This is a genomic window from Paenibacillus sp. MMO-177, from assembly GCF_037147795.1.
In the GTDB taxonomy this organism is placed as follows: Bacteria; Bacillota; Bacilli; order Paenibacillales; family Paenibacillaceae; genus Pristimantibacillus.
This window is the reverse complement of the sequence record NZ_JBBCUR010000002.1, coordinates 1,034,905-1,047,747: the sequence shown is the minus strand read 5'-3', so window position 1 is coordinate 1,047,747 and position 12,843 is coordinate 1,034,905. Positions and strand designations below refer to the sequence as shown.

Genomic DNA, 12,843 nt, shown 5'->3' with positions numbered 1-12,843 from the left:
CTACTGGCTCAGAAGCGGGCCATTATGCTACAATACAGTAGTTTGGTACAAACTAGGAGGGATACGATGCGTTTTTATTATTACTGGATCGCGGTAGCAGCTTTTTTGCTGGACTTGATCACCAAAAAAATCATTGTGGCTCAGCTTGAAATCGGTGAGCAAATCAGCGTGATCGGCAATTTCTTTCTTATTACCTCGTATCGGAACCGCGGCGCGGCATTCAGCATTTTGCAGGAACAGCGGGTGTTTTTCATCATCATCACTGTTCTTATCGTCAGTGCAATTATCTGGTATATCCAGGCCTCCAGAAAATCAGGAAAAATATGGCTTTTGACCGGGCTTGGCCTTGTGCTTGGCGGGGCGGTCGGCAACTTCCTTGACCGGGCGATTGCCGGAGAAGTGGTTGATTTCCTGATGTTTAATTTCGGCAGCTATACGTTCCCGATCTTTAACATAGCGGATTCCGCTATTTGCGTAGGCGTAGCATGCATTCTAATTGATACCTTGCTGAATTCGAAGGAAGATTCCAAACGAATCGGCAACAGAGAGGATAAGGACCAAAACGAGCATGAGCAGCAACCTGTTTAATGAAAACGAAGAATTGTTGGAATTTGAAGCAGCCCCGGAGCAGGCAGGAGAGCGAATCGATAAATTCGTCACCGACAGCCTTAACGAGGATTCCATCTCGCGCACGCAAGTGCAGGAATGGATCAAATCCGGCGCGGTGCTGGTGAATCAGAATACCGTAAAACCGAACTACAAGCTGTCTTCCGGCGATCAGGTGGCCGTTCGCGTGCCCGAGCCTGAAGATGCGGCAATCTTGGCCGAAGACATTCCCCTTGATATCGTGTACGAGGATGCTGACGTTATCGTCATCAACAAACCAAGAGGCATGGTTGTCCATCCGGCACCCGGGCATTCCTCCGGAACGGTCGTAAACGCCTTGATGTTTCATTGCAAGGATCTGTCGGGCATTAACGGCGTCCTTCGCCCGGGCATTGTACACCGTATCGATAAAGACACATCCGGACTGCTGATGGCAGCCAAAAATGACCTTGCTCATGTTTCCTTGGCCGAGCAGCTTAAGGATCATTCGGTCTCGCGCAAATATATAGCGCTTGTCCACGGCAATCTGCCGCATGATCAAGGCACAATCAATGCTCCGATCGGCCGCGACCAGAATGACCGGAAGCTGTTTACGGTTACGGACCGCAACAGCAAGCATGCCGTTACTCATTTTGCAGTGCTCGAGCGCATTGCTGATGACTACACGATTGTAGAGCTGCAGCTGGAGACAGGACGGACGCATCAGATTCGCGTTCATATGAAATACATCGGTTATCCGCTGGCGGGAGATCCGATGTACGGCCGCAACAAGACGGTGGCACTCAAGGGACAGGCATTGCACGCGGCGGTTCTGGGCTTCAAGCATCCGCGGACGGGAGAGTTCCTGGAGTTCGAAGCGCCTATCCCTGCCGACATGGAGCATGTGATTAATTCTCTCCGTCTTCGTTAATAAGCCTGGGGGAACGTTCAAAGGCATATGCGGAAAAATGCAAACTTTTCAGCAAATTATTCATTATTACAACGCGGAAAGTAAGCTATTCTAAGAAACGATGCTTTACAATAAATAGCCATCAAAAACATGGACTCTGTTCAAAGGCATGTGCTACAATGTTCGGGAAAAAGCGGCTTGTCCTAATGAACAGTTGCTGGTGATGAAGGAGAGACGAAAAGCGATGCAAAACATGGAACAAACAATGGAAGTTATCAATTACATCAAGAACGGCAAGAAAGTTACGCCGGTGAAGGTATACTTCAAAGGCAAAATTTCGTCGGCTAACGACGCAGTAAAAGTATTCGATTTCGGCGACGGCGGCGTGCTGTTCGGCGACTGGGCGGAAGTCCAAGTATTGCTCGAGAACGAGAAAGAAAACATTCAATATTACGAAGTGGAGAACGATCGCCGCAATTCCGCGATTCCGATGCTCGACCTGAAGGGCATCAACGCCCGTATCGAGCCTGGCGCGGTTATTCGCGACAAAGTCGAAATCGGCAACAACGCGGTTATCATGATGGGCGCTACAATCAACATCGGCTGCTCGATCGGTGAAGGCACAATGATCGACATGAACGCAACGCTTGGCGGACGCGTGCAAGTCGGCAAAATGTGCCATGTTGGCGCAGGCGCCGTACTGGCCGGCGTTATTGAACCGCCATCCGCTCTGCCGGTTGTTATCGAGGATGACGTTGTCATCGGCGCTAACGCGGTTGTTCTGGAAGGCGTTCGCGTAGGCAAAGGCGCTGTTATCGCAGCGGGCGCCATCGTTATTGAGGACGTGCCTGCAAATGCGGTTGTCGCAGGCGTTCCTGCTCGCATCATTAAGATGGTTGACGAGAAAACGAAGTCCAAGACGATTATCGTTGAAGGTCTTCGCGATTTGAAATAATAGGTTTTCAGCGCGCGCCATCTATGTGGCGCGTGTTTCCTTGTTTGGAGAGGCTGACGGATACTTGTAGTTGGCTTTCGCATGTTGCGGGAGGGAGTTGATCGAGTGAGCAAATTTGTAGAGTTAAGGCGGAAGTTTCACCAGATTCCCGAGCCGGGCTTTCAAGAGTTTAAGACGCAAGCCTTGCTGCTCGAGTATATTAACGGACTGCCGCAGGAGAGGCTGGAAGTGCGGACTTGGCGTACCGGCATCTTGGTTCGCGTGAAGGGCCTGATCGGCGAGCGTTGTTTAGGTTATAGGGCGGATATGGACGGACTGCCTATTGAAGAAGATACCGGCTACGAGTTTCGTTCAACGCATTCCGGTTATATGCATGCCTGCGGACATGATTTGCACATGGCCATTGGACTTGGGGTATTGACGGCCATCGTGGAGCAGCCGATCAATGACGATGTACTTTTTGTCTTTCAGCCGGCCGAAGAGGGGCCAGGCGGTGCTTTGCCAATGCTGCAAAGCGAAGAGTTTAAAGAGTGGAAGCCGGATTTTATGATGGCGCTGCACATCGCCCCGGAATATCCGGTAGGCACAATCGCAACGCGACCGGGCATATTATTCGCGAACACGTCGGAGCTGTTTATCGATATCATCGGCAAAGGCGGCCATGCGGCGTATCCGCACCGTGCCAACGATATGATCGTTGCGGGGGCAAGCCTTATCATGCAGCTGCAGTCGATTGTTTCGCGGAACGTGGATCCGCTCGACTCTGTAGTCGTGACGTTAGGCAAGATCGAAGGCGGTACGAAGCAGAACATTATCGCGGAACGGGTACGCCTCGAAGGTACGATCAGAACCTTGAGCGCCAAGTCGATGAGCGATGTAAAAGCGCGTATCGAGTCGTTGCTCGACGGGCTTAAAGTCAGCTTTGGCTGCCAGACGGAGCTCGATTACGGCTCGAATTATTATCAGGTCTATAATAACGAACAAGAAGCTGAGCGCTTTATGGATTGGGTTCGTGCTTTTGACGGCGTACAGCTCATCGAATGCACGGAAGCAATGACCGGGGAAGACTTCGGTTATTTCCTTCAAGATATCCCGGGCCTAATGTTCTGGCTTGGAGTTGATACGCCGTATGGCCTGCATCATGCGAAGCTGGAGCCTCAGGAGGACGCGATCGGAGTCGCGATCGAGGTTGTCTCGAATTACTTGCGGCATCGTTCATCTTAAATAAAAAGCTGCTTTTGCGCGTGACGCAAAGCAGCTTTTTTGTATGACGGATAGATTAAAGTCCTTCTGCAAAAGAATGAATTCGTTCCATGGCTTCCCGCAGTACTTCCATGGAGCAGGCGTACGAGATGCGGATGTAATTGTCGCCATACGGCGCAAACGCGGCACCGGGCACGACCGCAACACGTTTCTCCTCAAGCAGCCGGTGAGCGAAAGTCGTGGAATCTAGTCCAAACTTCTCCACCGACGGGAAAATGTAGAAAGCTCCGTTTGGCTTCACGACATCAAATCCTGCCGCAACAAGCCGATCGTACACATAGTCGCGGCGACGTGCGTACTCGTCCCTCATCGGAAGCGCGTCATCGATGCCGACCGTTAATGCTTCTACCGCTGCGGCCTGGCTGACCGAGCTTGCGCATGTTACGTTGTATTGATGCACCTTTACGATGTGCCGCGCCAAATAAGCCGGAGCGAACAAAAGACCAACGCGCCATCCGGTCATGGAATGCGATTTGGACAATCCGTTGATATTGATCGTCTTTTCGCGCATACCCGGCAATGCCGCAATAGAAGAATGAGTACCGTCGAACACAAGCTCGCTATATATCTCGTCGGACAGAACAAACAGTTCGCGCTCTTGCACCAGCGCGGCAATCGCTTTAAGCTCGTCCAGGGTCAGCGTGCAGCCTGTCGGATTCGAAGGCGACGCCAGCACGATGCAGCGCGTCCGCTCCGTCAAATGCGCTTTGATCAAATCGGCCGTTAATTTGAATCCGTTGCCGGTTGTATCCACATGCACCGGCGTAGCGCCGCACATACGGATAATCGGCTCGTAGCCCGGATAGATCGGACCCGGCAGCAGCACCTCGCTGCCTTCCTCCAGAATCGTACGGAACGCAACGTCAATCGCTTCGCTCGCGCCGACCGTTACGATAACTTCTTCTAAAGGATCATAAGTCAGACCGTATTTGAGCTGCATAAAGTTCGCTGCTGCTTTTCGCAATTGCAGCGTCCCTGCATTAGGAGTATATACCGTTTCTCCGTTGTCGATGGCATGCTTGGCTGCTTCGAGGATATGTTTTGGCGTCGGGAAGTCCGGCTGCCCGATTGTAAGAGACAGCACGCCTTCGTACTGACTAACCTTGTTCGCCATTTTCCGAATGCCGGAAACTTCGATTCCGCGTACATCCGCTCTAATTAAATGTTCCATGCTTGCATTCACCTGTCCCGTCTATGTACGTTATGGATGGTATTCATCTTAACATAAAGGGCTTGACACTTCGAGAGGGGTAGGGAGGATCGTCGTATTCTCACTGAGTCTGACTGAGTCATAAAATGTCCCAGTCATAAATTAAGCTGCGGTGCAGATGATAAGATGCGAGCACATTCTTTATTCCTTTTACCCCTACAGTTAAATACAAACGGAGCTATTCGATATGCTTCCGCTGCAGCTTTCTTTCAGAAAGCTTTTAGTCCGCCTTTGCTCGGGGATACATACCACTTTAAATTGTTCAAAGGAATCCCCGAGCAACAGCGGTTGAAAGAACATTCGATTGCGCGGTTTGCCGTTTAACTGTCATCACCTCTTGACAACTTTTGCCCGACGCGGTACAATTCCTTTGATATATGGCAGTACCTTTAAATCAGCCCCGTGAGGCTGGCAAGGTAGCGTGAATAACAGATCTGCCACATTTAGAACAGGGCCTTAGTCTAACCGTATCCTGCTGGGATAGCGGCGATTAAGTCGACCCTCTATGTGTGGCTGGTCTCAGGCTCCTTGCGTTGTTGGCAAGGAGCCTTTTTTCGTCTTCTTGCCGGCAGGCGCGATTGATAATCCGAGAGCGAGGGAGGCGGCAACGGTGGAAGAAGAGCATCTGGTCATAATGGACGAGACAGCAATCCGAAGAGCACTCACAAGAATTGCGCACGAGATCGTGGAGAAGAACAAAGGCATTGATAACTGCGTTCTGATTGGCATCCGCACAAGAGGGATTTACCTGGCAAGAAGAATTGCGGATCGCATTCAGGATATCGAAGGCAAGCCGGTTGAAGTGCGAGAGCTCGACATTACCTCTTACCGGGACGACCGCAAAGCATTCGTGGATACACGCGTTGAACTAGCTGCGGTAATCGGCGATCTGAATGGCGAACCGTTCTCCGCACATGATAAGAAAGTTATCCTGTGCGACGACGTTCTCTTCACCGGACGCACGATCCGAGCGGCAATGGATGCCCTGATGGACTGCGGAAGACCGGAAAGCATTCAGCTTGCCGTTCTGGTGGACAGAGGCCACAGAGAGCTCCCAATCCGGCCTGATTACGTAGGCAAAAACGTACCGACCTCCAAGCAAGAGCAAATTGACGTCTCGTTAACGGAAATCGATCTGAAGGACCAAGTCATGATCATACACCAGAGGGGGCAGGTCTGATGACGACGATGACACAACTTAAACAACGCAGTTTGCTTGGACTTAAAGATCTTGGCAAAGAAGAAATTGAATCGATTTTGGATCGTGCGGCTTACTGGGAACAGCATCCGAACAAAGTTCACAATGTGATGCAGGGCAAATTCGCGGCGAACATGTTCTTCGAGAACAGCACAAGAACGCGCTTCTCGTTCGAAGTAGCGGAGAAACGCCTCGGAGCGGAAGTTCTGAACTTCTCGGCTGCCGTATCCAGCGTGCAGAAGGGCGAATCGATCTACGACACGGTCCGCACGCTTGAATCGATGGGAATCGACGTCGGGATTATCCGGCTCAAACCAATCGGCGTTCTTGCCGAGCTGGCAACAAAAATTCAAGTGCCGCTTATTAACGCAGGCGACGGCAACAACGAGCACCCGACACAGGCTCTGCTCGACTTATATACAATGCGCAAGCATTTCGGCAATCTGAACGGTCTGACCGTATCGATCATCGGTGACGTTCTTCACAGCCGCGTAGCACGCTCCAATCTGTGGGCGCTCCGCAAGTTTGGCGCGAAGGTTCAGTTCTGCTCGCCAAGCAACATGACGGCACCCGAGCTTGATGTACCGTACGTAACAATGGATGAAGCACTGAAAGCCGACGTTGTTATGATGCTCCGCGTGCAGCTCGAGCGCCATGAGAGCGGCATGCTGAACTCGGCGGAAGCTTACCGCGAGCAGTTCGGCCTGACGGTCGAGCGCGCAAGCCAGATCGCTGACCACGCCATCATCATGCATCCGGCTCCAATCAACCGGGGCGTTGAGATCGACGATGAGCTGGTAGAGCATCCTCAATCGCGTATCTTCCCGCAAATGGCAAACGGCGTACCGATTCGGATGGCTGTTGTAGAACGGGCACTGAGCTAACACGAATAAATTCCGGAAGGTGAACAAAACAATGTCAGTATGGATTATCAACGGTAGCGTATGGGATAAAGCTTCTGGAAGCTTGCAAAAGAAACATATCCGCCTCGAAGGCGAACAAATCGCGGAGATCGTTGACGGCTCCGCAGCACCGGACACAGGCTCTGCGGAAGTAATCGACGCAGCAGGCAAGCTCGTATCGGCGGGCTTTATCGATATGCACGTTCACCTTCGCGATCCGGGCTTCGAATATAAAGAAGACATCGCGACAGGCACAAGATCGGCAGCCAAAGGCGGCTTCACGACAATCGCTTGCATGCCGAATACCCGCCCTTCGGTGGATACGCCAGAGACGGTGAAATACATTCTGGATAAAAACGCGGCGGAAGGCGTTGTAAAGGTTCTTCCTTACGCAGCCATCACGAAAAACCAGCTGGGCCGCGAACTGACGGACTTCGCCGCATTGAAAGAAGCGGGAGCAATCGGCTTCACGGATGACGGCGTAGGCGTTCAAAGCGCGCAAATGATGAAGGACGCGATGGCGCTGGCGGAATCGATGAATATGCCAATCATTGCGCACTGCGAAGACAACACGCTGGTTGAAGGCTTGTACGTAAGCGAAGGCTCTTTCTCCCGCAAGCATGGGCTGAAAGGCATTCCGAACGAATCGGAAGCCATTCATGTCGGCCGCGACGTTCTTCTCTCCGAAGCAACAGGCGCGCACTACCATGTGTGCCATGTCAGCACCGAGCAATCGGTTCGCCTGATCCGCCTTGCGAAGCAGATTGGCGTACGGGTAACGGCTGAGGTTTGCCCGCATCACCTGGTTTTGTCCGACGAAGATATCCCGGGCTTTGACTCGAACTGGAAAATGAACCCCCCGCTGCGCACGCCACGCGACGTAGAAGCGGTTATCGAAGCGCTGGAGGACGGCACGATCGACATGATCGTTACCGACCACGCACCGCATAGCGCGGAAGAGAAAGCGCGCGGCATGCAGCTTGCGCCGTTCGGCATCGTAGGCTTCGAGACAGCTTTCCCGCTGCTCTACACGAAGTTCGTGCAAACAGGCAAATGGACGCTTGGCTTCCTGCTTGACCGCATGACAGCCGACCCGGCCCGCGTGTTCGGCCTGCCTACCGGCCGCATTGAAGCAGGTGCGCCTGCCGACCTGACGATCGTCGATCTGGATAGCGAGCGTGCGGTAGATCCGTCTACCTTCGCATCGAAGAGCAATAACACGCCATTTGGCGGATGGAAGCTGCAAGGCTGGCCAGTGGCTACAATCGTTGACGGCAAGATCGTATACAACGAATCCGCTAACTAATAGAACATACGAAGACCTGATGAGGAGTGATACGGATGCAAGCAAGATTATTGTTGGAAGACGGAACGTTGTTTACCGGACAATCTTTCGGCGCGGAGACGCAAACGTTCGGAGAGGTTGTTTTTAATACAGGGATTACGGGTTACCAAGAAGTATTATCCGACCCGTCCTACTGTGGACAAATCGTATCGATGACTTATCCGCTGATCGGCAACTACGGCATTTCGCGCGATGACTTCGAGTCGATCCGCCCAAGCATTCACGGGTTTGTTGTACGCCGCTATGAGCCGGTGCCAAGCAACTGGCGCGCGCAATATTCGCTCGGCGACCTGCTGAAGGAATACAACATTCCGGGTATCACAGGTATCGATACGCGCATGCTGACTCGTATTCTCCGTCAGCACGGTACAATGAAAGGCGTTCTGACAACCGGCACCGAACGCGTGGAAGAGCTTCAAGAACGTCTTGGCGGCATTCAGCTGATGACGGATCAAGTTGCGCGCACATCGACCAAATCGGTCTTCTCGAGCCCGGGCTTTGGTCCTCGCATCGTGCTTGTCGACTTCGGCGCGAAAAGCGGCATCCTTCGCGAGCTTACGCAGCGCGGCTGCGACGTAGTGGTTGTTCCTCATAACACAACGGCGGACGAAATTCGCAAATTGGCTCCGGACGGCATTCAGCTCTCCAACGGCCCTGGGGATCCGAAAGACGTTCCTTACGCGGTTCAAATGATCAAAGAGCTGCTCGGCGAGATTCCGATTTTCGGCATCTGCCTTGGTCATCAGCTGTTCGCTCTGGCTTGCGGCGCGGATACGACAAGGCTTAAATTCGGTCACCGCGGAGGCAATCATCCGGTTAAAGAACTGGCAACCGGCCGCTGCTACGTAACTTCGCAGAACCATGGTTACACGGTTCTCGAAGATTCGATCAACAGCACGGAGCTCTCCGTTACTCACATTAATAACAATGACAAGACCATTGAAGGTCTGAAACATAACAAATACCCGGCATTCTCGGTGCAATACCATCCGGAAGCTGCGCCCGGCCCGTTTGATTCCAGCTATCTGTTCGATGAATTCCTGGACATGATCCGCGACCACAAACAAAACAACCCGCAAAAACCTCGTCAAGCTGTGCTGGCGGCAACGTTGAAAGGAGAGCTTCAATATGCCCAAAAATAAGGAACTCAAAAAGATTCTCGTAATCGGCTCCGGCCCGATTGTCATCGGACAAGCGGCGGAATTCGACTACGCAGGCACGCAAGCCTGCCAAGCGCTGAAGGAAGAAGGCTATGAAGTCGTTCTGATCAACAGCAACCCTGCAACCATCATGACGGATACAAACATGGCGGATAAAGTATATATCGAGCCGATCACGCTTGATTTCGTATCCCAAATCATCCGCCAGGAACGTCCGGACGGACTTCTGCCAACGCTCGGCGGTCAGACCGGCCTGAACATGGCCGTTGAGCTTGCCCGCGCAGGCGTTCTGGAAGCGGAAAACGTGAAGCTTCTCGGTACGCAGCTGACTGCGATCGAGAAGGCGGAAGACCGCGACCTGTTCCGCGACCTGATGCGCGAGCTGGAACAGCCGGTACCTGAAAGTGTTATCGTTACGACGGTAGAAGATGCCGTTAACTTCGCCAACGAAATCGGTTATCCGATCATCGTTCGTCCGGCCTACACGCTGGGCGGTACGGGCGGCGGTATTTGCGCGAACGAAGAAGAGCTCCGCGAGACCGTTGCATCGGGTATCCGTTACAGCCCGATCAGCCAATGCTTGATCGAGAAATCGATCGCCGGCATGAAAGAAGTCGAGTACGAAGTTATGCGCGACGCGAACAACAACTGTATCGTAGTCTGCAACATGGAAAACTTCGATCCGGTTGGCGTGCACACTGGCGACAGTATTGTTGTAGCGCCATCCCAAACGCTGTCCGACCGAGAGTATCAAATGCTCCGTTCGGCATCGCTGAAAATCATTCGCGCCCTGAACATCGAAGGCGGCTGTAACGTACAGTTCGCGCTGGATCCGCACAGCTTCCAATACTACGTTATCGAAGTTAACCCGCGCGTAAGCCGCTCGTCGGCACTGGCATCGAAAGCTACGGGTTACCCGATTGCGAAGATGGCGGCAAAGATCGCTGTAGGCTACACGCTTGACGAGATCGTTAACCCGGTTACTGGTCAAACATACGCTATGTTTGAGCCTACCCTTGACTATATCGTATCGAAAATCCCGCGCTGGCCATTCGACAAGTTCGTTAACGCGAACCGTAAGCTTGGCACGCAAATGAAAGCAACCGGCGAAGTTATGGCAATCGGCCGTACTTTCGAAGAGTCGATGCACAAAGCGGTTCGTTCCCTGGAAATCGGCACACACCGCATTCACCTGAAAGAAGCGGCAACGCTGGATGACGCCGTACTGCAGACCCGCCTGGCTAAGCCGGACGACGAGCGCATGTTCCTCGTAGCGGAAGCATTCCGCCGCGGTTACAAGCTGCAAGACGTGCAGGATATTACGAAGATCGACTGGTGGTTCCTGGATAAGATCCAAGGCATCGTTGAATTCGAGGATCAAATCCGCCGCGAGGTTGCTTTGTCCCGCGAAACGCTGTACGAAGCGAAACGCAAAGGCTTCTCCGACCGTTCGATCGCGGAAATCCGCAAGGAAGGCTTCCCGAACGGCAGCCATACCAATGAGCATGATATTCGTGCGTTCCGCAAAGAGCTTGGCTTCACGCCAGTCTACAAAATGGTAGATACCTGCGCGGCTGAATTTGAAGCTTCGACGCCTTACTACTACTCGACTTACGAAACAGAGAACGAAGTAACGGAATCGTCGAAAGAGAAGGTACTCGTGCTTGGCTCCGGTCCAATCCGTATCGGTCAAGGCATCGAGTTCGACTACTCGACGGTACACGCGGTATGGGCGATTCAAAAGGCCGGCTACGAAGCCGTTATCATCAACAATAACCCGGAGACGGTATCGACGGACTTCAGTACTTCGGACCGTCTGTACTTCGAGCCATTGTTCTTCGAGGACGTAATGAACGTTATCGAGCAAGAGAAGCCGATCGGCGTAATCGTACAGTTCGGCGGCCAAACGGCTATCAACCTGGCTGCTCCGCTGACGAAAGCCGGCGTGCGCATCTTGGGCTCGAGCCTCGAGAGCATCGACACGGCGGAAGACCGCAAGAAATTCGAGAAGCTGCTTCGCGACCTGAGCATTGCCCAGCCTGAAGGCAGCACGGTAACTTCGGTTGACCAAGCGGTAGAAACCGCTCAAAAACTCGGCTATCCGGTTCTCGTTCGTCCGTCCTACGTACTTGGCGGCCGCGCGATGGAAATCGTATACTCCGACGAAGAGCTTCTGAGCTACATGGAAGTAGCGGTAAAAATCAATCCGGAGCATCCGGTTCTGATCGACCGTTACATGCTGGGCAAAGAAGCGGAGGTTGACGCGATCTGCGACGGCGAAACCGTTCTGATCCCTGGCATCATGGAGCATATCGAGCGCGCAGGCGTTCACTCCGGCGACTCGATCGCGGTATATCCTCCGCAATCGCTTTCGGACGACATTAAGAACCAAATCGTGGACATCACGGTCAAAATCGCTAAAGCACTTAAAGTTGTTGGCCTTGTAAATATCCAATTCGTTATCCACAACGAAAAAGTATACGTCATCGAAGTTAACCCGCGTTCGTCCCGTACGGTACCGTTCCTGAGCAAAGTAACGGATCTGCCGATGGCGAACCTGGCAACAAAAGCAATCCTTGGCACTAAGCTTGCCGATCTCGGTTATGTAGACGGCCTGTGGCGCGAAGACAACTACGTATCGGTTAAAGTACCGGTATTCTCCTTCGCGAAGCTGCGCCGCGTTGACCCAACCCTGACTCCGGAGATGAAATCGACGGGCGAAGTTATGGGCCGCGACGAGCAATACGCAAAAGCCCTGTACAAAGGCCTTATCGGCGCTGGCATGAAAATCCCGATGTCCGGTTCGATTATCGCAACGGTGTCGGATAAAGATAAAGAAGAAGCAACGGAACTGCTTCGCGGCTTCTACGACCTGGGCTACAAAATCATCGCTACCGGCGGTACTGCCGATACGCTCGAACAAGCAGGCATGCGCGTAAGACGCGTGAACAAGCTGAGCGAAGGCGCTCCTAACATTCTTGACCTGATCCGCGAAGGCGAAGCGCAATTCGTGATCAACACGCTGACCAAAGGCAAAACGCCTGAGCGTGACGGCTTCCGTATCCGCCGTGAAGCGGTAGAGAACGGAGTTGTATGTATGACATCGCTTGATACCGTACGCGCATTGCTGCGTATGCTCGAGTCGATCAACTTCTCCTCGCGCCCTATGCCGGTGCTGCAGAAGTAATTGAATACATGAAAGCACGGCCAGCGCCGGTTGCTTTCGGCGGCGGAAGCTTCTAAACGGGCTTCTGCCCCGAGGCCGGCGGATGGCCGTTTATTTCGGCCTCGGAAGCGAAAGGAGACTTTGATTGC

General features: G+C 52.9%; 10 protein-coding genes. 9 read left to right on the top strand and 1 reads right to left on the bottom strand.

All coding sequences use genetic code 11. The annotated features are described in order from the left end of the window. Positions 1 to 66: 66 nt before the first annotated feature. The 4 genes from lspA (at position 67) to WFK81_RS10380 (ending at position 3,674) form a co-directional block, all read left to right on the top strand. Complete coding sequence (gene lspA, locus WFK81_RS10395; protein ID WP_336786318.1) at positions 67 to 588, top strand: signal peptidase II; 522 nt, start codon at positions 67 to 69, stop codon at positions 586 to 588. Then, complete coding sequence (locus tag WFK81_RS10390) at positions 569 to 1,516, top strand: RluA family pseudouridine synthase (RefSeq protein WP_336786317.1); 948 nt, start codon at positions 569 to 571, stop codon at positions 1,514 to 1,516. Before lspA ends, WFK81_RS10390 begins: the two co-directional genes overlap by 20 nt. 223 nt (positions 1,517 to 1,739) lie before the next feature. Beyond that, on the top strand, positions 1,740 to 2,450 hold the full coding sequence (gene dapD, locus WFK81_RS10385) for a 2,3,4,5-tetrahydropyridine-2,6-dicarboxylate N-acetyltransferase (RefSeq protein WP_336786316.1): 711 nt from the start codon (positions 1,740 to 1,742) through the stop codon (positions 2,448 to 2,450). 105 nt (positions 2,451 to 2,555) lie between these two features. Further along, entirely contained in the window at positions 2,556 to 3,674 is a 1,119-nt protein-coding gene (locus WFK81_RS10380; RefSeq protein ID WP_442956039.1) for an N-acetyldiaminopimelate deacetylase, read from the top strand. Positions 3,675 to 3,729: 55 nt separating this feature from the next. Here the strand turns inward: WFK81_RS10380 and WFK81_RS10375 are convergent, their stop codons facing one another. After that, on the bottom strand, positions 3,730 to 4,884 hold the full coding sequence (locus WFK81_RS10375; protein ID WP_336786314.1) for an aminotransferase A: 1,155 nt from the start codon (positions 4,882 to 4,884) through the stop codon (positions 3,730 to 3,732). Between the two features lie 673 nt (positions 4,885 to 5,557). Here WFK81_RS10375 and pyrR point away from each other — a divergent pair. Genes pyrR through carB form a run of 5 tightly spaced genes read left to right on the top strand, consistent with a single transcriptional unit; the run spans position 5,558 to position 12,715 of the window. Then, positions 5,558 to 6,103, top strand: a complete 546-nt coding sequence (pyrR, locus tag WFK81_RS10370; protein ID WP_442956050.1) for a bifunctional pyr operon transcriptional regulator/uracil phosphoribosyltransferase PyrR — start codon at positions 5,558 to 5,560, stop codon at positions 6,101 to 6,103. After that, positions 6,100 to 7,005 carry an aspartate carbamoyltransferase catalytic subunit gene (locus tag WFK81_RS10365; protein WP_336786466.1) on the top strand — a complete coding sequence of 302 codons (906 nt, stop codon included), beginning with the start codon at positions 6,100 to 6,102 and terminating at the stop codon, positions 7,003 to 7,005. Before pyrR ends, WFK81_RS10365 begins: the two co-directional genes overlap by 4 nt. Positions 7,006 to 7,036: 31 nt before the next feature. Further along, the gene (locus WFK81_RS10360) at positions 7,037 to 8,329 is read left to right on the top strand and encodes a dihydroorotase (RefSeq protein WP_336786313.1); all 1,293 of its coding nucleotides are present in this window, start codon (positions 7,037 to 7,039) and stop codon (positions 8,327 to 8,329) included. 35 nt (positions 8,330 to 8,364) lie between these two features. Next, on the top strand, positions 8,365 to 9,510 hold the full coding sequence (locus tag WFK81_RS10355; RefSeq protein ID WP_248757754.1) for a carbamoyl phosphate synthase small subunit: 1,146 nt from the start codon (positions 8,365 to 8,367) through the stop codon (positions 9,508 to 9,510). Further along, positions 9,497 to 12,715 (top strand): carbamoyl-phosphate synthase large subunit, encoded by a 3,219-nt coding sequence (gene carB, locus WFK81_RS10350; protein ID WP_336786312.1) that lies wholly within the window; start codon positions 9,497 to 9,499, stop codon positions 12,713 to 12,715. Before WFK81_RS10355 ends, carB begins: the two co-directional genes overlap by 14 nt. Positions 12,716 to 12,843: the final 128 nt, after the last annotated feature.

Bases quoted from the DNA above. Each gene is read 5' to 3' on its own strand.
- lspA (WP_336786318.1), top strand. From the start codon at position 67: ATGCGTTTTTATTATTACTGGATCGCGGTAGCAGCTTTTTTGCTGGAC.
- WFK81_RS10390 (WP_336786317.1), top strand. From the start codon at position 569: ATGAGCAGCAACCTGTTTAATGAAAACGAAGAATTGTTGGAATTTGAA.
- dapD (WP_336786316.1), top strand. From the start codon at position 1,740: ATGCAAAACATGGAACAAACAATGGAAGTTATCAATTACATCAAGAAC.
- WFK81_RS10375 (WP_336786314.1), bottom strand. From the start codon at position 4,884: ATGGAACATTTAATTAGAGCGGATGTACGCGGAATCGAAGTTTCCGGC.
- pyrR (WP_442956050.1), top strand. From the start codon at position 5,558: ATGGACGAGACAGCAATCCGAAGAGCACTCACAAGAATTGCGCACGAG.
- WFK81_RS10360 (WP_336786313.1), top strand. From the start codon at position 7,037: ATGTCAGTATGGATTATCAACGGTAGCGTATGGGATAAAGCTTCTGGA.
- WFK81_RS10355 (WP_248757754.1), top strand. From the start codon at position 8,365: ATGCAAGCAAGATTATTGTTGGAAGACGGAACGTTGTTTACCGGACAA.
- carB (WP_336786312.1), top strand. From the start codon at position 9,497: ATGCCCAAAAATAAGGAACTCAAAAAGATTCTCGTAATCGGCTCCGGC.